This window comes from Anaerolineales bacterium, from assembly GCA_015075625.1.
GTDB lineage: Bacteria > Chloroflexota > Anaerolineae > Aggregatilineales > UBA2796 > UBA2796.
Genome location: JABTTZ010000002.1, coordinates 403,334 through 428,341, shown reverse-complemented (window position 1 = coordinate 428,341; position 25,008 = coordinate 403,334). Strand labels below are relative to the sequence as shown.

Annotated in this window: 16 protein-coding genes and 1 CRISPR repeat array; of the genes, 8 read left to right on the top strand and 8 right to left on the bottom strand. The window is 58.6% G+C overall.

Features of this window, described 5'->3' with window-relative positions; all coding sequences use genetic code 11:
- Positions 1–118: 118 nt before the first annotated feature.
- The 5 genes from HS103_10490 to HS103_10470 all read left to right on the top strand — a co-directional run bounded on the left by HS103_10490 (position 119) and on the right by HS103_10470 (position 10,198).
- Positions 119–883, top strand: a complete 765-nt coding sequence (locus HS103_10490) for a hypothetical protein (GenBank protein ID MBE7513228.1) — start codon at positions 119–121, stop codon at positions 881–883.
- 30 nt (positions 884–913) lie between these two features.
- The gene (locus HS103_10485; protein MBE7513227.1) at positions 914–4,672 is read left to right on the top strand and encodes a HEAT repeat domain-containing protein; all 3,759 of its coding nucleotides are present in this window, start codon (positions 914–916) and stop codon (positions 4,670–4,672) included.
- Between the two features lie 203 nt (positions 4,673–4,875).
- Positions 4,876–5,370, top strand: a complete 495-nt coding sequence (gene nuoI, locus HS103_10480; GenBank protein MBE7513226.1) for an NADH-quinone oxidoreductase subunit NuoI — start codon at positions 4,876–4,878, stop codon at positions 5,368–5,370.
- Between the two features lie 197 nt (positions 5,371–5,567).
- A complete protein-coding gene (locus tag HS103_10475; protein MBE7513225.1) occupies positions 5,568–6,212 on the top strand; it encodes a hypothetical protein in 645 nt (214 codons plus the stop codon).
- 101 nt (positions 6,213–6,313) lie between these two features.
- The gene (locus tag HS103_10470; protein MBE7513224.1) at positions 6,314–10,198 is read left to right on the top strand and encodes a S8 family serine peptidase; all 3,885 of its coding nucleotides are present in this window, start codon (positions 6,314–6,316) and stop codon (positions 10,196–10,198) included.
- A 438-nt stretch (positions 10,199–10,636) separates the two neighbouring features.
- A CRISPR array of direct repeats spans positions 10,637–12,834; the repeat unit is 37 nt; unit sequence GTTTCAGTACCCTCAACGGGCAGGATGTGGTTGCAAC.
- A 342-nt stretch (positions 12,835–13,176) separates the two neighbouring features.
- On the opposite strand, the gene era is transcribed toward HS103_10470, so the two are convergent.
- From era to HS103_10430, 8 genes are all read right to left on the bottom strand, one after another.
- On the bottom strand, positions 13,177–14,190 hold the full coding sequence (era, locus tag HS103_10465) for a GTPase Era (GenBank protein ID MBE7513223.1): 1,014 nt from the start codon (positions 14,188–14,190) through the stop codon (positions 13,177–13,179).
- Positions 14,191–14,198: 8 nt separating this feature from the next.
- A complete protein-coding gene (locus tag HS103_10460; protein ID MBE7513222.1) occupies positions 14,199–14,846 on the bottom strand; it encodes an SOS response-associated peptidase in 648 nt (215 codons plus the stop codon).
- Between the two features lie 104 nt (positions 14,847–14,950).
- Entirely contained in the window at positions 14,951–15,763 is an 813-nt protein-coding gene (locus HS103_10455) for an NUDIX domain-containing protein (GenBank protein MBE7513221.1), read from the bottom strand.
- 149 nt (positions 15,764–15,912) lie between these two features.
- The gene (locus tag HS103_10450) at positions 15,913–16,473 is read right to left on the bottom strand and encodes a hypothetical protein (protein ID MBE7513220.1); all 561 of its coding nucleotides are present in this window, start codon (positions 16,471–16,473) and stop codon (positions 15,913–15,915) included.
- Positions 16,474–16,487: 14 nt separating this feature from the next.
- On the bottom strand, positions 16,488–17,042 hold the full coding sequence (locus tag HS103_10445; GenBank protein MBE7513219.1) for a hypothetical protein: 555 nt from the start codon (positions 17,040–17,042) through the stop codon (positions 16,488–16,490).
- Positions 17,039–18,265 (bottom strand): hypothetical protein, encoded by a 1,227-nt coding sequence (locus HS103_10440; GenBank protein ID MBE7513218.1) that lies wholly within the window; start codon positions 18,263–18,265, stop codon positions 17,039–17,041. The genes HS103_10445 and HS103_10440 overlap by 4 nt, the downstream gene beginning before the upstream one ends.
- 131 nt (positions 18,266–18,396) lie before the next feature.
- On the bottom strand, positions 18,397–20,130 hold the full coding sequence (locus tag HS103_10435) for a murein biosynthesis integral membrane protein MurJ (GenBank protein ID MBE7513217.1): 1,734 nt from the start codon (positions 20,128–20,130) through the stop codon (positions 18,397–18,399).
- Complete coding sequence (locus tag HS103_10430; GenBank protein MBE7513216.1) at positions 20,120–20,623, bottom strand: adenylyltransferase/cytidyltransferase family protein; 504 nt, start codon at positions 20,621–20,623, stop codon at positions 20,120–20,122. Before HS103_10430 ends, HS103_10435 begins: the two co-directional genes overlap by 11 nt.
- A gap of 278 nt (positions 20,624–20,901) precedes the next feature.
- Here HS103_10430 and proB point away from each other — a divergent pair, with 278 nt between their 5' ends.
- From proB to HS103_10415, 3 genes are read left to right on the top strand one after another with little or no spacing between them, the layout of a single operon-like run.
- Complete coding sequence (gene proB, locus HS103_10425; GenBank protein ID MBE7513215.1) at positions 20,902–22,014, top strand: glutamate 5-kinase; 1,113 nt, start codon at positions 20,902–20,904, stop codon at positions 22,012–22,014.
- Positions 22,014–22,664 (top strand): hypothetical protein, encoded by a 651-nt coding sequence (locus tag HS103_10420; GenBank protein ID MBE7513214.1) that lies wholly within the window; start codon positions 22,014–22,016, stop codon positions 22,662–22,664. The genes proB and HS103_10420 overlap by 1 nt, the downstream gene beginning before the upstream one ends.
- Before the next feature lie 55 nt (positions 22,665–22,719).
- Positions 22,720–24,747, top strand: a complete 2,028-nt coding sequence (locus HS103_10415) for a hypothetical protein (protein MBE7513213.1) — start codon at positions 22,720–22,722, stop codon at positions 24,745–24,747.
- Positions 24,748–25,008 lie beyond the last annotated feature (261 nt).

Sequence of the window (25,008 nt, the reverse complement as noted above, 5' to 3'; positions counted from 1 at the left end):
TAGGGATGGGTCACGCGGTTTGCAATGTCCAATATCACCCCCAATCCCCATACATTGCCCACAGGGGCGCTCTGGGGCATAATCACCACAAAGCGACAGGGAAGGGCATGGAGTGTTCATGGTAAAAATACTTTCCATTCACTCGTTTCGGCGTGGCGCGGGGAAAACAACCTTTGCCGCCAATATGGGGGCGATCCTTGCCAAACGCGGGCAGCGGGTGGCGGTGGCTGAGGCAAACCTGCAATCGCCGTCGCTGCATTTCTTCTTGAACCGCGATTTTTATAAACACCCTCCCGCTTACTACCTAAACGATTACCTCGCCGGGCGCTGCGACATTCTTTCAACGGTGATTGATGTCACGGACTCGCTGAACCTTCAACAGGGGCGTTATTTCGCGGTGCTAAGCAACCCCTCCGTCAGTGAAATTGCCCGTATGCTCCGCGAAGGGTATAACCCTGGACTGCTGAGTGAGGGCATTATACAGCTTGCCGAGTCCTTTGAACTGGACACCTTAATCATTGACAATACCGCCGGATTCTTTGAAGATAACATCGTTATGCCCGCCATTGCTGATGCCACCTTGATTCTCACCCGTTACGACAGCCGCGAACATCAAGGGACAATCATGCTGATAGGTATCGCTCGCGAATTGAGCGCCAGCCATGTTGCCGTCTTGGTTAACGAAACGCCTACCTTGCTTTCCTTAGACGCAGTAAAGGTCAGTTTGGAGAAGGCTTTCGGGTGGGAGGTGGTGGGGGTGATTCATCGCACAGACAGCCTGAGTCTTTCTTCATCGAATCTACTTGCCCTCAATTCTCCCGATCATCCTTTGGTCAAGACCCTGACCAGCGCCTTAGATGCCTTGCTCACCGACGACGAATGACCGCCCAATGACCAGCCATAGGGGACGACGATGCTAGGCTTTCTGAGCTACCTCTTTGACATCCGCAAGGGCGAATGGAATCGCCTATTGCTGCTCTACCTGTTCGGCTTGATCTTTCTAACGGGGATCACCTGGGGCGAGACGATCTCGGAGGCGGCATTTCTGGCACAAGTGGGGACGGGTGTTTTGCCCTACACCTTCATCGCCGATGCTGTGATCGCCGTCTTTGCCGTTGCCATTTACACCGTCTTTGTGGATCGCGTCGGGCATGATCGCCTGCTGATTGGGATCATGCTGATCAGTGCGGTGATCGTCCTCATCGGGCGCATTTTGGTGGGGACTTCGGCAAGCATCCTCGCCTACCCCTTCCTATATCTCGGCTCGCACGTGATCAAAGACCTGTTCATCCTCCATTGGTGGACATATGTGAACAGCTTCTACGACACTCAGTCGGCAAAGCGGGTTGTGCCGTTTATTGCCACAGGGGCGCGGGTGGCGGGCATTGTTGCCGGCTTTAGCATGGCACTTTTGAACCGTTGGCTTGCCCCGGAAAATATCATTTTTTTGTGGATGGGGTCGCTTGTTTTGGTGGCGCTTGGGGTTACCCTGATGCCGCGTCTAAGCCCCGATGACGGCTCAATGCCGAAAATTGGTGAGACAGCGAAAAAAGAGGAAAAACGCGGCTGGCGGGGCTATGTGGCAAACATTCGTGAGGGTGTGGGCTATGTGCGGAACTCGCCCTACCTGCGCTGGATCGCCATTTCAACACTGCTGTTGATGACGCTCCTCCCGCTAATCACTTATCAAACCAGCCAAATTTTGAAGGATCAGCTTCAATCGACGGCGGCGATCTCCTCTTATGTGGGGAATCTGACGGGGATCACGAATTTGATCATGTTTCCCATCCAGTTGTTCCTCATGGGGCGGCTCATCCGCCGTTTGGGGTTGGGCAACACAAACATGATCTACCCAACGGGAACGCTCCTGGCGGTAGGATCGTTGGTGGCGCTGCCAACGGCGCTCTTCAGTGCGGGGTTCGCCTATTTTTACCGGACGACCTTCCGCACCTCCTTCCGTATGACGATTGACAACCTTCTTTATAATGCCGTCCCGCTGAAGGTGAAAGGGCGGGCGCGTGCCTTCACCACCGGGCTGCTCATCCCCGTTGGCTACCTGATCGGCGGCATCTTGCTGCTGACACTCCCCGCACTGCGCGGGCTGCCCTGGCTGCTTCCGGCAATTTTAGCGGCGCTTGGGATCGCCTATTTCCTCTCCTCGTTTATCGTCACGCGGCTGTATTCCAAAGCGCTGGTGACGATGTTGGAGCAGGAAGATTATTCCTTCTTGTTGCAACCCGCCGAAGACCTGAACATCGTCAATATAGAGACGATGGAACGGCTGAAAAAACAAGCGGAAGAAAGCACCAGCCCCGAAATGACCATCTTCATCGCCAAGCTGATGAGCGATGTCGGGGGCAAGACGAGCATCCCCGCGCTGGTGGGCATGGCACGTAGCGAAAACCCAACAATCCGCGCTGCTATTGCCAATATCCTCATCGCGGCGGATTTTCGCAGCAGCGAGGTGCGCGGCGTCCTGACGAACCTGCTTTCCGATCCCGAAGGGGTAGTGCGCCAGTCGGCGGTTTCTTACCTCAGCCAATGGTCGGATCAGGGGACAGATGAAATCTACGGGCTGGCGCTGGAACTGCTGCGCGACCCCGAACCGGAAGTGCGCTTGCAGGTGATCCCGATCTTGATCCGCTCTGGCGATATTTACTTCATGGCGGCAGCGATGCAAGCGCTCTCCCCGCTACTGACAGATTCTTCTCCGGCGCGGCGTGGGGCAGCCGTGCGCTTGTTGGCACAGTTCCGCGATTCACGCTTCATCCAGTCAATTTTGCCCTATATGAACGATCCCGATGACGAGGTGCGCTTGGAGGCGGCAGTCTCCGTAGAAATGCTCTCCGAACGGGCGCTCCCCGTCCGCATTGAGCGGATGCTCCTTGAACAGGGGCAGGCGCTGCTCACCGACCCCGTAGAGCGCATCCGGCGGGCGGCGCTGGTCATCTTGGGGAATTTGCGGCTTTCCCAAGCGCAAAGCGTCCTGATCAGCTTCCTGACGGACTCCAGTGCCGAGATTCGGGATACAGCAGTGAAGGCGCTGGCGCGGGGGAGCGATCAGATCACCCTGACGGCGCTGCTGCGGGTGGAAAACCAACCGAACCAACTGCGCAAGATGCTCACTGTTGTGTTGGGGAAGATCGATAAAGAAAAAGCAATAGAGCCGATCCGTGCCTATATTCGGGCAAACCTGATCCAAGTCTACACCAATCTGATCCGCCTGGAGGCGCTTGAACCATGCATCGCCTTTCAGGGCATCAGCATCATTGCCAACTTACTGCGGGAGCGCAACGAACTGCTCCTTGAGGAATCATTCTACCTCCTCTCGGCGCTGCACCCGCCAGCAGAGGTGCAGGTGATCGCTGAATCACTGGTGAGCGATGTGGCGCGGGTGCGGGCGAACGCCTTTGAAGCGCTGGAGACTGTCCTCACCCCCGTGCTAGGGCGGATGTTCAAGCCACTCTACGATAAAGACCTGCCCAAAGCGAAACTTCTTGAGGTGAGTCATGAGTATTCGGGGGTAAAACAAGGGAACGCCGGAACGGTACTGCGCACCCTCGGCGGGGACGCCAACGACCATTGGGTACGGGCAATTGTCGTCTATGCCCTCGGTGAGATTGGGGCAACGGCTTACCCGCCGCCACCGGATGACGCCCCCTCCCACGAGGCGGCAACGGTCATCTCCCCAAAACCCTCCGCCTTGCCCGCACCCCAAGCCCCGCTAGACCCCCCCAAAGATCGGCGGGCGCGGCGCGGCGCGGGCGATTTGCTGAGCGCCCTAGAGACGCCCAAAGACATGCCCGAAGGGAAAGAACCCGCCTCCTCTGAGACAAAACCAGAGACGCCCAAACGCCGTCGCAGTGCGGCGGATGCCCTCAGTGCGTTGGGTGGCGAAAAGACAGAAACGACAGGCAAAACGGAAAAGAGCGAAAAGGCAGACCATCCATCCATTGTGCCAACCCTGCCCGGTGAGGAAATGGCGCTTGCGACACCCTCTACCGATCTACCTGGTTTGCGCAAGTCGCCCTGTGCGACGCTCTTTAGCAAGGCAGAACTGGAAGCGATGATCGGACCCGCCCTCTCCGATGGGGTCGTGGAAGTACGCTTGGCGGCACGCGCCGCCCGGCGGATGATGTCTGGGGCGAAAACGAGCGGTTCATCGTGGGAGGACACTGTGCTTTCTACCATTGAGAAAATCATCTTCCTGAAGGAAGTCCCCTTCTTTGCTGGGATGTCGGTGGATCAGTTGAAGATTCTCGCCAGTGTGTGCGATGAGGAACTATTTGCCAACGATGCGGTCGTCTTTAATGAGGGCGACGCCGGCGGGGCGCTCTATGTTGTGGTGCGCGGGCGGGTGGCGCTGGAACGCGAAGGACAGCGGAAAGGGTCTACGGTCCGTATTGCGACTGTGGAGGCGCTCTCCTACTTTGGCGAGCTAACGCTCTTTGAAAACAGCCCGCGCACCGAAAAGGCTCTTGCCCTCCAAGATACGCTAACGCTCCGTTTGCGCCGCGAGCCGCTTTTGGCGCTCATTCGTCAGCAGCCGGATTTGTCGCTCAAGTTGATCAACGTCCTCAGCCGCCGCCTGCGCGAATCAAGTGACCGGATCGCCGCGCTCTCACAGGTGCGCCCGCGTGAACTGCACAAGGTCTTTGATAAACTAGAGTGATCTTTCGACTATCGTCTAAGGGCGCTCTGTCATGCTATCATTTCATCCGAAGCAATGGAGTTGACCCCGTTTCCCCTGTACTCATCGAAAGGGGTAGGTTGAGGGGGAAGCCCCCTCAAAAGTTGATTCCCCGTCTCCCGTCGGAAGAAGGGGGTAGGGGATGAGGGCAACTGCGTAACGCCTATTCATAAAAAGGAACTGCGATGAACATCCTACGTGGGCTGCTAACCACTCTCAAATACTTGCCCGAAGAGGCAGTCACCATCCAATATCCAGAGCGGGAACGCCCCGCCCGTGAACGCTTCAAGGGGCGTCACCATCTGAAACGCTATGAAAACGGCTTGGAAAAATGCATTGGCTGTGCGCTGTGCGCGGCGGCCTGCCCTGCTGATGCGATTTGGGTGGAGGCGGCGGAAAATACTGACGAAGAACGCTACAGCCCCGGTGAGCGCTACGCAAAAACCTATGAAATCAACATGCTGCGCTGTATTTTCTGTGGCTATTGCGAGGATGCCTGTCCCACCGAGGCGATTGTCCTTGAGCATGAGCATCAATTGGCGTTCACCAACCGCCGCGATGCGATCTACGTCAAAGAGATGCTGATTGATCCGCCTGCCGAGGGAAAACCAGCCACCCCACAAAGGGTTGAGCCTGGGATTTACGTCCGGGCAATCCCCGATATGGAAAACCCCAAATAGGGACATTCTCCAGCACGCCATCTCCCACACCCTGTAGGGGCGCATTGTACGCGCCTGCCCCCCCCCTCCCGCAAGGCGAGGGGGATTGCGTCCTCCCATAGGAATGCATGTATGTTGTTGCCCCCTAAAAAATGAAAATTTGATTTTTCTTTCATCTTTTGCTAATCTTTTCTCTCAACACGCAACACAAGGGTTTGGTGACATTGGCAACGCAGCACGATCAGCGGACGTGGAGGATCATCCTCACGGGAGGTTCGTTTATCCTGTCCCTCATCTGCGTCACGGCAATGCACCCCCTACCCTCCTCTGTTCTTGATGGCTCTCACGCCGCCCGCCCCGCCCTTCAGACGAGCGCTACACCGATGCCCCCACGCCTTCCGCCGAGCGGCAGCCCACCCATAGACAGCACCGCCGAAAACCCACTGACGGATAGGCTGCGCGGTCAGGTGCAGGTGATCATCACCTTGAACGATCCGCCCGCTGCGGCGCTTTTGGCGTCGTTGGGAGTGGGGGCGTCGCCCGCTTTTGCCGATTTCGTTCGGCGGATGGAGACGGCGCTGGTTTTGGGGCAGCAGGCAGGGATGGTCAAGGCGCTCAGCGCCCCACCGATCAACGCCGTGATCCTGAGCCAGACGGGAGCGGTGCTGAACAGCATCGCCGTGCAGGTGGATGCCACCGCCCTCCCGCTGATTCAAGGGTTGCCAGGGGTGAAGGGGATCAGCGTCGTCACGGTGGCGTACCCCGATCCGGTCACACCGGAAGGCGTCCCGCCACAGCGTGGGGCGCCCGATGTCGTCGCCCCACAGGGCGGGACAGGGACAGATGGGGTGGGGTCACAGTAGAACATTTTAGCAACGGTTCGTGAAATGTTTTTTTGTTGGCGGTGGGAGGTTGCGCCCATCCACCCAACACAAGGTTGGAACGACCCAAAAGGGGAATGTTCATGAAGGCTTATCGTTTACAAACTTTTTTCCGCATAGCGCTTTTCGTTGCGCTGCTGACTTTTACGCTCTCACCTCTTGCCACGCCAACGGCTTCGGCGCAGGATGGTGATGGTCTCCTTACCTCCCTAGAGGCGGTGCGCACGAACAGCCTCCGCACCGCTGATGGGCGGATGATGGTTATGGTTGAACTAACCGACTCGCCCGTTGTGGAGCGCGTTGATGTCAGCACCAGCGGCACGGGCGGCGTCGTTTCTGCCCCCGTCATTGGCGCGAACGAGGCGATTCTGAGCGTTCAGGATGCCGTCGTCCTCGAAGCCGAGGCGCTCGGTGTTGCCTCCCCGGAAGTCTTGGGGCGAACAACCTACCTGATCAACACGATTTCGCTGGCGATCAACGAGAAAGACCTCAACGCGCTTGCCCTCTCCCCAGGTGTGAAGACGGTTTACCCCGTCATTGAACATCAGTTGGATTTGAGCGGGGCGACAACCTTCACCAACACCGTCCCCGCGTGGACATCCGGCTATATTGGCGAAGGGCGCGTCGTTGCCATTGTGGATACGGGCATTGACTACACGAACCCCGATTTCGGTGGGAACGGGTCGTTCCCGGCGGGCGGACCGAACAGCGCTCCCCGTCTTGGCACGCCCAGTTTGGGGACATTCCCCCTCGGCGCGGGAACACCGCTGAAGGTTGTTGGCGGCTATGACTACGCAGGCGATAGTTTTACCGGCAGCAACACGCCCGTCCCAGACCGCAACCCGTTGGACTGCCGCGCCTCTGAAGGCGGCGGGCATGGGACGCACGTTGCAGGCATTTCGGCTGGCTATGGTGTCAGCGGCAGCACAACCTACCCAGGTCCGTGGGACAACACGACGCCTTTTGGCACGTTGAACCCCTCGCCCGGCTATGCGCCGCGTGCCGCCCTGTTGGGGATGCGCGTGTTCGGCTGCTCTGGCTCAACAACGAGCGTGCAAGTAATTGCTGCTATCAACGATGCAGCAGCAGGCTTCGTCGCCACCGATCCGGCGGTGACCTTCCCCGCCGCTGATGTCGTCAATATGTCTTTGGGGTCGCAGCTTGGCTATGGCGGTGACGACGCGACGCTGAACCCCTACACCGGAGCCATTGCCAACGCTATGGCGACAGGGACGATTATCGTCATGTCAGCCGGGAACAACAGTGACACGCACTTCATCACGGGATCGCCGGGGAGTTCTCCGGCGGGCATCAGTGTGGCGTCTATCATTCATGGGAACTACAACGCGATCACCGTCGGCGGGACGGGCGCCAATGGCAACTACCCCGTCCAACAGTCCGTCAGTAGCCCGATGGTGCCGCCCCCAGTCGGTCCGTATCCGTTGGCACAGCCAGCGGGCAATGGCTGCCTGGCGGCAGACTACTCGGCGTTCCCCACCAACAGCATCTCCATCGTGACCTTTACTGGCGGGTGCGGTTCTGCCGTCCTCATGGCGTCGGCGCAGGCATCGCCCAATACCCCGCGTGGCTTGCTGGTCATTAGCAATGTCCCTGGGCAGTTCCAAAACCTTGCCTGCTCCGGGGGAGGACCTTACATTCCCTGCGTGTCACTGCAACCGGCAACCGGCACGTTCTTGTTGGCGAATATCGCCACCGCAACGGTGATCATGGATGCCTCGCTGCGGGCGAGTGCGGCAAACTTGGCAGGCGTTGCCTCGGCGTTCACCTCACGGGGTCCGTCGCGCCAATCCTCCGGCGGCTTGAAGCCAGACATTGCCTCAACGGGTGATGGTATTCTCTCCGCTGCCAGCGGTCAGACGGCAGCGCCGTACTCCGCCTCGAACAGCGGTACATCAATGTCCTCGCCCTCGGTGGCGGGCATGATCGCCACAATCCTGAGCAACCCGACCTACAACAGTTGGACGCCAGCGCAGATCAAGGCGTTGATCATGAACACGGCGACCACCGTTGCCAATGTGAACGATGCCTTCGGCAACCCGAACCCAATGGTGCGCTATGGCGCGGGCGTGGCAAACACCTTCTCCGCCATTCAAAACCAAGTGATCGTCTACAACACCGCCCGCCCTGATGTCGTCAGCCTGACGTTTGGGACGGTGAACGCTGTCATGAACGGTACAGCAACGGTGCGCACCGCCGATCTAACCGTGCGCAACCTGAGCAGCAACACAGCAACCTATAACGTCAGTTGGGTGGGTGTTTCCAATCAAGCGGGCGTCACGGTGACTGCCTCGCCATCTAGCATCAGCGTTGCCCCTGGCGCCACGACGACGGTGACGGTGACACTCACCGCAAACTTCACCGGAATCGCCACGCCCCACGCGAACACTGACCCCACACGGGGCAGCCCGCCGTTCCTCCAAGTGGGCAACCCCCGCCACTGGATGTCGGAGACAACAGGCTACGTGAGCTTTAGCCCAACGAGCGGTGCGGCGGGTGTGAACCAAGCGCTGCGCTTGAACGTCTATGCCAACGCCCGCCCCGCCTCGGACATGTCTGCGCCGGATACGCTGACCAGCAACACGCTCAGCGGGACAATTAACATCCCTCTGACGGGCAACAGCATCAACTCTGGTGCGGCGTACCCGAACGACATTATCTCCATGGTGACAGCGCTACGCTTGATGGGCGAAGACCCGGCGGGCGACACGGCGTTTAACGCCCCCTGGGGGGATATTCGCTATGTCGGGGTATCGAATGACGCCAACGGGAACATCACCGGCACGCGCTTTGTCTATTTCGGCATCTCTGTCGAAGGGGAACTCTCCACCCCACAGCCGCAGGGCTTCCAAGCGGTAATCTACTTCGACTACAACGGCGATGACATCCTCGATAGCTGCTCGTTCAACACCTCACCAGCAAGTGGGACAAGCCGGACTGATGTGTTTATCAACTACCTTGCGCCGGGCTGCGGCTCAGGCTTTGGGCAGAACTGGCTAAACGACTACGCGGCAAGCGTTGCCGATAGCTACGTGTTCAGCAACAATGTCTATGTCCTCCCTGTGCGGCTGAGCGGCGCTGGCACAACGCTAGGGCGCAGCAACGCCACGCCCGCCTTCCGCTTCCAGATCGAACTCTACTCGGAGTTCGAGTTGATGGACGTGTTCCCCAACGATGGCAGTTGGATCGACTACAACCCGAACCAGCCCATCTACAGCTTCAACAGTACGGGGGAATTGGACGGCAACGCCCTCCAAATGCCTGCTTACTTTGACGATGCGTCCACGACAATCCCCATGACCTACGACCTCAGCACCTTCACGGGGACAACGCCGCCGGGAATCCTGCTGTTCCACCACCACAATGGGACGGTGACGAACCGCCCAGAGATCATCCTCTTTGGGGTGACGGGGGCGGGCGGTATTCAGGTGACGCACAGCGTGCCAGCAAATGTCGATGTGGGCGCTCTGTTTAACTTCACGGCAACAGTGACCAATCTCGGCACGACAGACGCGCTGAACGTTGTCCTGACTGATGCGCTGCCGATTGCGGCGGCTGTCCAACTGCAAGCGCCGCTTCCGGCGGGCTGCACAGCGGCGGGTCAGGATGTGACCTGCACCGTTGGCACGTTGGCAGCGGGCGAGTCACGCAGCTTTGTCTTCCCGGTACGCGGGATGGGCAACTACACGGTGACGGCACTCGCCTCGGCAACGACGACGAGCCAAGACCTTGACCCCACAGACAACACGAATATCCCGGCAACGGTGACCATCGGCTACGGGTCGGGCGGCACGGGAACGGCAGGTGGTCCCGGCACGGGTCCGCTGAGCTTGCCCTCAACAGGCTATGAGCCAGCGCCGACCTCGGTGGATATGGCAGTGTTGATCGGCGGCATCGTGGCGGGCTTGCTGCTTCTGGGTGGCGTGTTCGTCTGGCGGCGTCGGCGTTGAGCCACAGTCTAAGCTAGACACGTGACAAAAAGGGCGACCTGATGAAGGTCGCCCTTTTTGTTTGCGGCGGAAGGCGCGGGGAGGGCGCGGGGTTAAAACGCCCGCGCTAGGAATAATCACCCCGCTGGGGCTTAAGACGGAATACACCGTGTGGCATTTGCCTTCAAGCCCCGTAGGGAGGCGCGGGGCTAAAGCCCTCGCGCTAGGAATAATCACCCCGTTGGGGCTTAAAACGGAATACACCGTGTGGCATTTGCCTTCAAGCCCCGTAGGGGCGGTCAGCCTTAGCCCGCTGCTTTAGCGGCGGGCGATCATGGGTGGACGCCGCAGGGGGCGGGAGGGCGCGGGGTTAAAACGCCCGCGCTAGGAATAATCACCCCGTTGGGGCTTAACACGGAATACACCGTGTGGCAGTCGTTTGCAGATTGAGGTCAAGGTGTTTCAGTACCCTCAACGGGCGGGATGTGGTTGCAACGGAATGCTCCATCTTCTCAATGCGCTTGATTTGAGCTGTTTCAGTACCCTCAACGGGCGGGATGTGGTTGCAACGGCAACCGAACTGAGTGATCGGCTTGAAGCTGGATGTTTCAGTACCCTCAACGCGGGCAGGATGTGGTTGCAACGCGGCGCGACGGATACTCCAGTTCCAACGTGGACGTTTCAGTACCCTCAACGGGCAGGATGTGGTTGCAACGCAATGGTTTCCGCCTTCATCACTCTGCGAGTCCCGTCGTTTCAGTACCCTCAACGGGCAGGATGTGGTTGCAACACGCGGAAACGGCGTCTTGTACTTTGCTGGCTAGTTTCAGTACCCTCAACGGGCAGGATGTGGTTGCAACTCAAAGACCAAACTCAAACCGCCGTCTATTCCAGGTGTTTCAGTACCCTCAACGGGCAGGATGTGGTTGCAACCGGATCACGTCTGGGCAGCGGAATGGGTATAAGGTTTCAGTACCCTCAACGGGCAGGATGTGGTTGCAACCTAGTCAGTCCTCTAAAAATTGCGTCACCAACTGTTTCAGTACCCTCAACGGGCAGGATGTGGTTGCAACCCGAGAAGATTGCGCACTTACTCTATGATCACGTTTCAGTACCCTCAACGGGCAGGATGTGGTTGCAACATGAGCGCATTCGGGATGTTGACCTCGCTCACGCTTGTTTCAGTACCCTCAACGGGCAGGATGTGGTTGCAACTTCATCGTAGCCGCCCACTAAATCCCAATAAGCTGTGTTTCAGTACCCTCAACGGGCAGGATGTGGTTGCAACGTTGTGGTCGTGGTCGTGGTACTTGGTTGGATTGCGTTTCAGTACCCTCAACGGGCAGGATATGGTTGCAACAGTGCGCTCGTGATATTGCTATCGTACACAAGCATGTTTCAGTACCCTCAACGGGCAGGATGTGGTTGCAACGAGAGCAAGATCACCGGAGTCTATGCGCTCTTTGATGTTTCAGTACCCTCAACGGGCAGGATGTGGTTGCAACCGAACCAGTTTGGCTTATCCCAGAAGACTGGAGCGGGTTTCAGTACCCTCAACGGGCAGGATGTGGTTTCAACTATCGCGGCTAGGTTTTGCCCCGTTGCCGAAAACTGAGTTTCAGTACCCTCAACGGGCAGGATGTGGTTTCAACTTTGCTGAGTTCAGAGAGAAGGTTGACGCTGAGACGGTTTCAGTACCCTCAACGGGCAGGATGTGGTTTCAACTGTGATGCGAGGAGCGCGCAGGCTGTACGCAACGAAGTTTCAGTACCCTCAACGGGCAGGATGTGGTTGCAACTTGCGCACGAAGACTTGTGTCTCGCGTACCTGAAGTTTCAGTACCCTCAACGGGCAGGATGTGGTTGCAACCCTTCAGCCACCTGTCCAATACCCACCTTCAATGGTTTCAGTACCCTCAACGGGCAGGATGTGGTTGCAACCTGGCAGCAACAATAGCAGTAGCAGAAGTAGTGAGTTTCAGTACCCTCAACGGGCAGGATGTGGTTGCAACGTCCAGCGCCAGCCTTTTTGTGCCTCGGTGTAGTGTTTCAGTACCCTCAACGGGCAGGATGTGGTTGCAACGGAGCGGACGGCGCGGCACTCCAGCTTCGTCATAGGTTTCAGTACCCTCAACGGGCAGGATGTGGTTGCAACTTTCGGCGGAGGAACGTCATAGCACCATCCACATGTTTCAGTACCCTCAACGGGCAGGATGTGGTTGCAACGCTTGTGGGGTGGTCGTACAGGGACGATCCTCCGTAGTTTCAGTACCCTCAACGGGCAGGATGTGGTTGCAACTTTGTTCGCGTGCCGCTTCCGGGTTCGTCACGGGTTTCAGTACCCTCAACGGGCAGGATGTGGTTGCAACTTTACGATAGTCGTTTTTCACGTACCACCTATGGCGTTTCAGTACCCTCAACGGGCAGGATGTGGTTGCAACACGGCAAAAGGTACGCTGGTCAATGACCCGTCTTGTGTTTCAGTACCCTCAACGGGCAGGATGTGGTTGCAACGCGTGCCACTATCATCACGCAGCTTGCCTATGACGTTTCAGTACCCTCAACGGGCAGGATGTGGTTGCAACTGTCTGTAAAGCGCACTTCCCCGTTGCCGAGAGGAAGTTTCAGTACCCTCAACGGGCAGGATGTGGTTGCAACCGCCCCTCATTCAAACGCCTCATGGGGTACAAAATGACCTTTGGGATCACTTTCGTTCAAAATTGGGCGTTCCTCGATAGCGATCATCATACCCCCTATTCCAAAAATGTCAAGCAATTTGTCCCGATTTTCGAAAGTCGATCCCTGTCAAAAAAAGCCGCCGAGTTGCGACGGGCTTTCGGGGGGAGTTGCGAAACCCACTCCTTTCCCATCAGGAGGGCAAATTCAAGGGAAGTCCCCTCAGGAAGGGGTATGTCTCCCCGATGTTCATTGTTCTATAAAACGATATGTCAGAGAGGGACTTGCGAAATACCCCCCTAAAACGCCCTGTTTTGCCCTCCTTCAGGATTTCTTCACCCGATACCCCAAGCGGCGCAAAAAGTTTGGGTCGCGCCGCCAGTTCTTCAGTACCTTTACCCAGGGTTCAAGGTACACCTTCGTCCCAATCAGCGTTTCGATATCCTCACGGGCGCTGGCGGCAATCGTCCGCAGCATCCCGCCGCCGCCGCCGATCAGTATCCCCTTCTGGCTGTCCCGCTCCACATAAATCGTCAGGCGGATGTAGGTGAGGCTCGCGCTGCGCTCGGTGTATTCGTCCACCTCAACGGCGACAGCGTGAGGGACTTCCTGCGCCAGATTAAGCAGCACCTTTTCGCGGACGATCTCCGCGACGATCTCACGGACAGGCGTATCGCTCAGTTGGTCGTCGGGGTAATACTGCGGTCCGGCGGGCAGCCGCTCAATGATGTGATCCAGCACTTCCCCCACCCCGCGCCCCGCCACCGCGCTGATCGCCGTCCACAAGGCATCGGGGATCAGCGCCTGATATGCCTCGCTGTGGGGGAGAACGTTCTTCGCCGCCGTGCGGTCAATCTTGTTCAGCGCCATGACGACGGGGATTACCGTCCCCGCCTTGAACGCGGCGGCGCGTGCCTCACCAATGATCGCTGCCACGCGCTGGTCGTCCTCGTCGGGGGCGCTGCTGAGATCAACAACAAAGAGAATCACCTCGGCATCGTGAATGGCATCGAGGGCAACCTGCACCATGTATTCGCCAAGCTCGTGGCGCGGCTGGTGCAATCCGGGCGTATCGACAAAAATCGCCTGCACATCAGGGCGCGTGTAAATCCCAAATTGGCGAAGGCGCGTCGTCTGCGGTTTGGGGCTGACAATAGCGATCTTCTCGCCCAAAATCTGGTTCATCAGGGTTGATTTGCCCACGTTCGGCTTGCCACAGACGACGACAAAGCCGCTGTGCGCCAGTTGAGGGGCATCGTCAGCCAGATCATCCTCTACCGGATCAAGTCCATCGTCGGGCGTCTCGTTCAGATCGTCATCGTGCAGATCATCGGTCATGGGCGGCATTAGGCGCCTTTCTTTTTTAAGCGGTCATCATCTACAGGGGTGATCACCATTTGCGCCGGATCAAAGGGCAGCAGCACCCCGCGCCGCTGCTCTGGGGGGGCGGCGTTATCCAGCCAGAGCGTCTCCCCTTCAGGGGAGAGGATCACCGGCATCCGTTGGTGGATGGGGGCGATCAGATCGTTGGCGGCGATGGTCAGGATGGTGAAGGTGCGGCGCAGATCGCCGCCCTCGGCGGCGGGCGCTTGCCATGTCTCCCACAATCCAGCAAAGGCAAAGGGTTTGCCGGACTCAAGGGCGATCCGCATGGGGTATTTTTTTCCGTCGGGGCGGGTTTCCCATTCGTAGAAGGAATCGGCAAGGACAAGGCAGCGCCGTTTCTTGAAAGCATCGCGGAAGCTCGGCTTTTCCTCAACCGTCTCGGCGCGGGCGTTGATCAGCTTGTGGGCGACGGTGGCATCCTTTGCCCAGGCAGGGATCAAGCCCCATTGCAGCCGCTCGATGCGCCGCTCTCCGGTGTTCAGCATGACAGGGAGGGATTCCGAGGGGGCGGCGTTCAGACGGGCGGAAAACACATCGTCTGCCAGTGTCGCATTAAAATGGAGCGCCAGTTGATCAGGCGAAACGGAAATGGCGTACCGTCCACACATGAGAATACCCCTCTCGACTCATCCATCGGTATAGCTCCTCCCTCGTAGGGACGCCCCCTGGGGCATCCGCACCATCCCCTCGGCGCACCCCCGCAGAAATGCCCCTACACCCCTTCGCTCAGGCTGTAGGGCAGCCCTGCCAGACGATCCGCCACATGAAGGCGCAGCAAGGGCGAAACCGCCCGTCCATCGGCAGCCCGCCCCGCTTGAATCTCAGCTAGAGTCAGCCAGCGCGTCTCGCTATCGGTGGGAAGCGCAAAACGGACGGCGTTCACATAATAAAAATTGTGGCTGTATTCGGTGAGGACGTTCAGCGTCTTGGAGACACTCCGTTCGTGAATATCTTCGCGGAGGGGCGTCACCTGAAAATCGCGCCCAAGCTGGATATGGGGGAGGTTCAATTCTTCCTGAAGTTCGCGGGCAAGAGCGGCAATGTTGCTCTCATCTTCAGGGTCGCGTTTCCCGCCGATGGGCTGATACCACCGCGAGCCGCTGTCATACTGCATGAGGAACACATCGCCCTCGGCAGCCCGCCCTTTGATCACGGACATAACCGCCACCACACGGCGCAGTGGGGTGGCAGATTCTTGGGCGTTCAGGCGGTGCTGTTCCAGTGCGGCAAGTAACGTCGCCCCCGTTGCCCCTAGTGAGCTGCTCTTTGCCGACCCCCACACCGCCGGGGCTAATCCGCCCTCGTGGACTGCCTGTAGAAGGCTGCGGACGAATAGATAGGCAGCCGCAGAGGTACAGCGCCCTTCGCGCAGAACGCCCAACGATTCAAGGACATCCTTTACCGCCTCACGGTAGGCGGGGTCGGGCTGGCGGGCGTGGATGAGAGGCGTCTCAACCACCCACGATTCGGCGTCCGCTGGACGAGGGTAGGCTTGTAAACAGGCGATCAGGTCTTCCCACGACATAACAGCTATTTATCTCCGGGGCATGGCATAGGGAACTCAGAACATCTTTTCCATAAGGGGAATCATACCCCCCTCGGCACAGATCGCATAGGGTGGATTTGGGGAAGAACGCGGGAGCGAGGGTGAAGGCAGCGATGCGGGCGTATCGATCAGGAGGGAGTATTTCCATCGAGTAGACGCAGGTGAATGTGATCGTTGGCGAACAACCAGTTCATGTACATGTATTCCTTCACTTCAAAGGTACATTCAGGAACATCCTCCAGAATCACATCAAGGTCGGCGGGGTCAAACGCCCCTTCGGGAAGCTCCCCCGCCTGCAAAACGTCGATCACAGCGGGCAAACTCCGCGGACCGAAGCCCACATAGTGATAGCGCCGTTCCCCTAAAGTGTTCAACCCGCCGAGGCACATCACAAAAATTGTCTGAAAACGACGCAGCATGACGTGATCCTCTGTTTCAAAGGATGGGTAGCGTTCTGGCAGAGGAGGGGGCGGGTCGGGGTTGGGTGTGTGAATGTCCCAATCAATGAGTTGTCCCTTCACGCTGACCATGAGATGCGCCCCATAGGTGTTGAGCGAGGCAGCCTTCAGAAAGGTATCCTGTGGCGTTTGGTTCATCCCCCGCAAGGGGACATCCAGCATCGGCGGGGTGATTCCTTTCGCATAGATGATCCCGATCCGAAAGGAAGCGAGGTGGGCAAGGGTTGGCATGATAACCTCACCTTCTAAGCGTTGGCTAAAGCGGCGGGATCGGTCAGCACGCGGACGTTGATCTGGTGTTCAGCAAAGTAGTATTCGGTGAACATCGTTTCCTTCAACCCTTCCGTCCGTTCGGGGAGATCATCAACGATGATCTGCATTGGGACATCCGCCAGGCTACGGGTCGGCAGCGTCTCGATGAGCGTTGGCAGCGCCGTGCAAGGGACAGCAGTATAGGCATAGACCATACCCCCCTCGGCACTTACCCCACCCACACAGCATACAAGCACACACATGGCATGGCGCAAGGCGATGATTTCCGCCATCTCAAAGGTGGGGTACTCCGTTGGCAGCGGCGGCAGTGGGGACGGCTCTGGAAGGTGACTATCCCCGTTTATCGCCTCCCCCTGTACGCTGATCGCCAGCGAGTCGCCATAGGTGTTTAGGCGGGTGATCTTTTCCAGTGTCTCCCGCAGGGAAATGCCGCCCCCGCGTGGCGGTTGATCGAGCGCCTCAAGGCTGGCGGCTTGCAGACCGATGAGTCCCACACGAAGATAGATCACTTGCTCTAAGGCACTCATGGTTTTAAGCCAATGGGGGTGAAGGTGAGCCGATTCAGTTGGGCATCCATGTACATGTAGACAAGCCCCGGCTGCGTAGGCGAACCCTCCTCTGGCGAGGGATAGCGCACGCCAACGACGACTGCCGACCATCCATCGGGACGGGTGTGGACATATGGTGCGTCAAAGTCTACCTTGTTTTCGCTGACCAAGCGCTCTGGAAGGGCAACCTTCAGCCGTGCGCCGAGGATGTCCTTTGCCCGCGCAGCGTCTTCGGCGGTAGGGTAAACGAGAACGATGGCGTGAACGTTCAGCGAACGCTCTTGACGATCCACAAGGGCAACAAGGCTATAGGGAGGGAGCGCCTCACCCTCTGGGGCATCAATTATCGCCCCCACCGTGCCGGGGATGATGTAGACTTGCAGCAGATGGGTCGTCCGCTGCCCGTCATCTTGGGGCATGAGGATGTAAGCCGAATCGGTGATAGCTTCGGCAAGAACAGCGTAATCTGGCGCATCGATCAGTGAGGCAGCGTCGCCGCTGACGGTGGCGATCATCGTCTCTGCCAGCGCCCACGAACGGGCATTCCCCACCAGTCCGGCGTTCTCGCCCTCGTAGACTTGAATCCGCGCCGCCGCACCCAACGTGCCGCCAAAGGGATCGGTCACATCGCGCTCTTTGGGCGATATGGCGTTGTCCTCAAAGCGCCACCACACGGTAACGCCGTCCCCCGCCCGCTGTTCAAAGCCGCGTTTGGTCAGCGCCGCTGCCACCGCCTCCCGATCCAGCGAGGCGTAATCGCCGCTGCTGAAATCGAGCCAAACGCCGACGTTCGGCGGCGCTCCAAATTCAAGAGCAGCGCTTAGATCGAACCAATCCAGCCCAACGCTTTCGACCATTCCGCTGACTAAGGTCAATACGCTGCCGAAAAAGTCAGGGGCGACAGCGACACGACGCATTGCCCCCCGCCAGGCATCGCGTTGTTCCTCACTTCGTTCATAGCTTGCGGTGCTGCTGATCATGCCATCGCCCACCCGCATGATCTCACTGAAGTTCACATAGCGGATCACCCCAGATTCAACGCCATCCGTCGCCCGCAGATCGGGCGTGCGGGAGAGCAGCGAGAGGAACGGATCGCGAATGATCATCGTCTCTTGGGCGGCGATAGGGGGCGGGGCGGGAAGGGCAAGGCAAAGCAGGATGAAGGCAGTAATGATAACGAGGAAGCGTTTTATGCGGTTCATCCAATACTTTCCAGAGATCAGCGATAAAGGCAATGAGCGTAAGTCTATCACGCTACGGGTGCGAATGGGTAGGATTGATTCCCCCCAGCCGTTTACGGGGAGGATGGCTGAGGGGGTGGGGTGCATTTCCCCTACGAGCGCCGCCGCACCCGCCGCGAGATCGTCTCCACAAAGAGCGTAAATTCGTTCAGTTTCAAGACGGATGCTAACAAGAAATAAATTGCCCCACCAAGAAGGGAAGGGACGAACAGCAAAAGTGCCCGTTCCCGCAGCCCCTGCACGGGGAAAAGCGTCCCCACACTGCGCATCAAGACCCATGTCACCAGCGCCATGACCGCCGTTGCCAAGCCCACCTTCAGGACGGTGACGGGCAAGCGCTGCGTCCCTAAGCCGTTTAAGCGCCGCCGCAGCAAGATCAGGCTGACGACCATGTGAATGAAATGCTTGGCGCTGTCGGCAATCATCAGACTGAGAAAGCCCGTTGTCGGCAGCAAGATCAAGGTAATCACGATGTAGCAGCCCAAGCTGAACATCCCCACCAGTGCTGGCGTCAGCGAGTCGCGGCGGGCGTAAAAGGCAAAGATCAGCAGCAAATCGATAGCGGCAAAGGGGATGCCAATCATGTAGAGGCGTAGGACAATCGACATATCTGCTGTATTCGCCGCCGTGAACGCCCCGCGCTCAAAGACCAGCCCGATCAGTGGACCCGCCAAGACGAACATCCCCACAGAAGCAGGGATGATCAAGGTCAGGGCAAGGCGCACCCCCCGCCCTAGCGTATCCCGAAAATCGCCCAAGAGGTCTTTACTCAGCGCTTGCCGTGCCAGCGTGGGGAGGATTGCCAGCGAGATCGCCGTTCCCACCAGCCCCATGGGAAATTCGCGGAGGTTTGTTGCCCAACTCATTGTCGCTACGTTGCCCTCGCCCGTTTGCGAGGCAATGTTGTAACTGAAGGGGCGGTTCACCAAGACATCGACCACCAGCGCCAGCATAACGGGCAGGTAGAGCAGCGCGATCTTGCGGATCCCCGGATGGCGCAAGGCGCGGAGCAAGCCGCCAATGACCAAGCGGAGTTTTGCCCCACGCATCCCAACGCCCTGTAGGGCAAGCTGCGCCAACGCGCCGATCACCCACCCAATGGCAACCCCTTCGATCCCAATATAGGGGGCGAGAATCAACGTGGAAATGAAAATCGCCCCGTTGAATAGCGCCGCCCCAAATGCCGGAAAAGTGAATCGCCGGAGGGCAAAGAGCGCCCCCGACAACACCGAGAACAGGCTCAGAAAAATGAGGGCGGGGGCGGTTAGGCGCAGCAGATGGACGGTTTGTTCAAACGCTGCCGGAGAAAACCCCAAGCCTTTCTGAAGAAATGCCCCCGTTTGGAAGGTAAAGGGGTGATCGATCAGCGGCGGGCGCGGCAGCCCTCGATAGAGAGCGATGATGTTGGGGGCAAAGACAGTGAGGAGGACGACAAGGACACCAGCAAAAAGCAGGACAAGGCTGAACAGGGCGCTGATCAATGCCCACAGTTCGCTTTTATCTTTCCGCGCCGCATATTCGCTGAGGACGGGGACAAGGGCGGAATTCGTATGCCCATAGATTGCCAGATCGTAGAGGTCGCGGGGGATGGTGATCGCAATTTGGAAGGCATCTACCGCCCGCCCCGCCCCAAACAGGTTTGCCAGTTGAATCTCTTTGACAAAGCCCAAAACGCGACTGGTGATATTTCCAATGGCAAGGATCGTCGTGGCGCGGGCGATTCCCTCGGCGGCGGCGGCTTCCGTTTCCAAGACATCGGTGGGTTCGGGGGATACCGTTGATGCTGTTGAGTCAACAGGGAGAGGCGTCGCCATCTCATTGGTCATTCGGATCGCCCTTTTCGGAAATGGGTGGGAGCGCCTGAATTTTGGCGATGAGGGCGCTGGTGCTATGCCCCGCCAGTAGATCGATGAGGACGACGCGCCCCCCGTAGCGCTCTACCGTCGCCCGTTCGGGGAGCGGCTTTGCAGCATAATCGCCGCCCTTCACGTAAATATCGGGGCGCAGTTCGTCAATCAGCCCAACTGCCGTCTCGCCCGTGAAGATGATCGCCGCATCGACTGGGCGCAAGGCGGCGATGAGTCGGGCGCGTTCCGCCGCCGGAACAAGGGGGCGTCCCATCCCCTTCAGCGTTTCGGTGGCGGGGTCATCGTTGACGCCGACGAACAAAGCAGCGCCGAGTGATCGTGCTTGTTCAAGATAGTCCAAGTGACCGACATGGAGCAGATCAAAATGACCGTTAGTGAAAACAACCGGTTGTCCGGCATGATGGAAGGCGTCGCGCATGGTGCGGGCATGAGATAGGGTAATTACTGGCATGGAGGGCGATTCTACCGATAGACTTGCTCTCGCGCTATACTTGCCCTATTTCGCTTGCTGAACACTCATCCGAGCGGGGGTAGGGGAATTTGGCATAGGTGCGGCGAGGTCGGCGCGGGGCTAAAGCCCACGCGCTAGGACTGATCACCCCGCTGGGACTTAAAACAAATAGGGGGAGAGCCTCTTTGCCTTCAAGCCCCGTAGGGGTGGTTACTCCTAGCCCGCTGCTTTAGCGGCGGGCGGACGGTCATACAACATAGGAATTACAGCACAAGACCATGCCGACGAACGCCCGCCGTATTGTGATTAAACTGGGGACAAGCACCCTAACGGGCGGCACGCCGCGCCTTGACCGCCGCCGCCTGATGGAGATCGTCCGCCAGACGGTGGAACTGCGCGAGAGCGGGGCGCAGGCGATTCTTGTTTCGTCGGGGGCAATTGCTGCCGGACGGGAAGTGCTTGGTTTCCCGCGCTTTGACCGCACGCTCCCCGCCAAACAGATGTTGGCGGCGGTGGGGCAAGGACGCTTGATCCAGCGCTATGGTGAACTGTTCGAGATTTTTGGCGTCCATATTGCCCAAATTTTGCTCACGCGGGGCGACCTTGCCAACCGTACTGGCTACCTGAACGCTCGTGACACCCTCCAACACCTTCTCGATCATGCCATTGTGCCGATCATCAATGAAAACGACACGGTGGCGACCGAGGAAATCCGCGTGGGGGATAACGACAACCTCTCGGCATTGGTGGCGAACCTGATCGACGCTGATCTGTTGATCCTGCTCACCGATCAGGCAGGCTTGTATGATGCCGACCCACGCGCAAACCCCGCCGCCCGTCTGATCGCTCAGGTAGAGCGCGTTGATGAGAGTGTGTTTGCCCTTGCAGGCGGCACATCCAGCGGGCTTGGCACAGGGGGGATGATCACGAAACTGCAAGCGGCGCAGCTTGCCGGGCGCAGCGGAACGACGACGGTCATTGCCTCTGGGTCGCTGCCCAATGTCATCTTGAAGGTGGCGGCGGGCGAGGCGGTGGGGACAACCTTCTTGCCCCAAACGACACACCGCGAAAGCCGTAAGCGCTGGCTGCTCTCCGAAAAGCCCGCCGGCTTTTTGCGGGTGGATAAGGGTGCCACTGAAAAGCTGCGCCGCCGGGGGGCAAGTCTTCTGCCTGTAGGGATTATTGCCGTTGAGGGCGAGTTTGAGCGCGGCGCTGCCGTCCATATTATTGATCCCGCTGGAGGGGACGTGGCGTGTGGGATGACGACGTACAGCAGCGCCGAAATTCGTCAGTTAGTGGGCGTGCAGACGGCACAGATTGTCGAGCGCCTGGGCTACACCTATGGTGATGAAATCGTTCACCGCGATGCCCTAGTGGTCTTTGAGGCGTGATGCAACTCGTTCTTGATGGTGCGCCGCGACTTCTGACGCCGATGCGCGTGTTTCGTGCTGTGTATGCCCTCCCTGAAACGTTCACAATCACCCTTTTTGAGCCAAAAGATTACAGCGGGTTAGGGCGGATCGATGCGGCGGGCGCGGCACTCCATGCGCTTTCGCAGACGGTGTTAGCAGCAGCCCCAGCAAATCTCTCGCCAACGGCGTGGATCGATCAGGTGGATCGGCTGGCGCGGGTCTTTGAGGCGGCACTGGTGGGAATCAACGATCAGATTGGCTTGCGTCCGGCGGAAGTCGGCTTTGCCGTCGCGGGCTTTGCCGATGTCTGCCGCGCCTATGCCTATGCGCTGATTCGCGCCGCCGCCGCCTCTGAACCACCACCGAATTTCATAGTGGTCTATGGGGCATGGCTGAACGATTCTACCCGTATTGGGGGGATGGTCTACCCCTACAATCACCCCCAAACGGGCGACACATGGCGGATACAGATGATCCTGAACGCCTATGGGCGGGTAGGGCTGCGCGTTGCGATTGGGGCGGGTGTTCACTACGTTCTTGATACCAGCCTTGCCTGCCCTGCCGAAGGGTTTATGGTTGGGCTGCTGCGGGAGGTTGCGGCGCGAATGGCGGGGCATCCGACAAAATAAGGTAAAATGAGCGGCGTGAGTTCCTTCCTAATCAGCATAATCCGAAATAAACCGTATGAATCCTGAGTCTCGCCGTGATCTTCTCTGCCTTCTAGAGTCCGTTTTCGTCGGACTTTTTTTCGTCCAAGCGGTGCGCTTCCTCTATGGGACGCTCTATGCCCAAGTGAGCAGCGCCTCGCTAGTGAATGTCACCGCCAACCGTGAGGCATTGCAAGGGCAGTTGGGCGTTGTCAGCGCCGCAAACGTTGAACTCTCGCTTGCCATTTTAGGAGTGGCGCTCGTTGCCCCCTTGCTCTCCATTGTGTTAGGGCGATTGTGGTTTGGGGTGACGCTGGCAGCGGGGGTTGTGGCGGCGGGGCGCGTCTTTCTGACCGCAAACGGCGGGACAACGGCAGGTATCCTCGGCGCGTCGTTGGTGGTGGGCGGGGGGATGCTCTACCTGACGATTATTGCCGGGCGGCGTCCGGGGATGTTCCCCGTTGGACTGGTGGGCGGCTTCGCTCTTGATCACCTGATCCGCCTTTACGGGAACACCCGCGATTTGACTATGACAGCAGAGTTCCTAAATTTCCAAACGATCCTTTCCGTCGCTTTGTTTCTGGTCGCCGTTGGCGCCGCCCTCCTCGATCAGTTTGGGCTGCCACCCACCCGCCGCCGCGTGCGAGGGGCAATCAGCTTATGGGGAGCGTTCGCCCTCGGCGGCTTGCTTTACCTAGAGTTTGCCGTGTTGGGTTTGGCAAACACCGCCGCCCACCGCGTAGGGCTGGATTACAACGCGCTTGCCCCCTGGCTGGTGGGAGCAACGCTCTTGCCGTTGGTAGGGGAAGTGCGTGCCTTCGTCCGCTCGTTCCTAAATATGTTTGATACGCGCTATCGTGGGTGGGTGTGGTTTTTACTGATCGCCCTCCTAATTGTGATCGGGATGCGTTTGGGCGGTTTCCCCGGGGGGGCGGCACTGGTCATTGCCCAGTTCATGGTGTGTCTTTCCTTTTGGTGGATCGCCACGCCAACGGACGCCCAACGGACGATTTCAGGGATCAGCCTGATGTTTGGCTCGCTCGTTTTGCTGCTGTTGAGCGGGGCGGATTTCTTCACCTTTGAATATGCCTTTGTGCGCGGAGTTCAAGAACCCTTCGCCAGCATCCTACGTGGGTTTCGTGGGTTAGGGTTGGTTATTATCATCCTCGCTGTGCTGTTCATGTGCCTGCCGGTAATTGTTTCCCGACGGCGGATTCCCTTTGGCGGAGGGCGCTTTGTCGAATCGCTGGCGGCGCTGTGCGTCGTCATTATTGGGGGGGTGGGCGGGGCAAGTTTCGCCCGTCCGGTGATCATGCGCCAGCCCGGGTCGGTGGAGACACTGCGCATCGCCAGTTTGAATCTGCACGGTGGATACAGCCTGTATTTTGGGCAAGACCTCCCCGCACTGGCACAACACATCACCGAAAACGGGATTGATGTTTTGCTGCTCCAAGATGTGGATGGCGGGCGCTTGATCAGCTTTAGCGTCGATCAGGCGGCGTGGTTGGCGCGGACGTTGGAAATGCAGGTTCACTACGTCCCCACAAACGAAGGCTTACAGGGGCTTGCCATCCTTTCGCGCCTACCGATGGAGCGCCTTGAAAGCACGCTGCTGCCCGCGCAAGGCAAGCAAACGGCGCTCCAATTCGTCCGCGTGAGGGCGCAAGATGGAGGGACGCTTGATCTCTACAACACAGCGCTGACGCTCATCTTCCCCGGGGGGGCAATGACGACGGCGCAGCAAGAAGAAGAACAGATTCGACAAGTATTAGCGCTATTTGCGGTGATTGAGGGGAACGAATCGTTAGGGCGGCGGGTTGTCCTCGGCGGGACGCTGAACACCCGCCCCAAAGGGGATATTTACACCTACCTCACCCAAAAGGAATTCGCTGATCCGTTCAAGGATTATCCCGAAGAACGCGCCGTGACGCTCCGCTTGGTGAATGGCGCACCCCTACGGGTGGACTACCTCTGGTTAAAGCAGTTGGATGCCCCCCGCGTGGGGATTGTCCCCATCCCCGAATCCAGCCACGATTTGGTCATTGTAGAGGTGCGCGTGCAGTAGGGACGCACCCCACACCGCACCCCATGCTAAAAGGCGTGTCCGGTAACTAGGGTCTGTTGAAAGTGTAATTCGTGTAGGGGCACAAGGCATTGCGCCCATCGCCGTCCGTAAGCGCCCGCCGCTAAAGAAACCACCCCTTCAGGGCTTGGAAACCCTACCCCCCACCTCGTAAACAGAGACAGGGACTCTTGCTCCCTTTCCCTGTGTACGGGGAAAGGAGGCGGGGGATAGGGGTTCGTTAGAAATTTTCTTGACGAACTA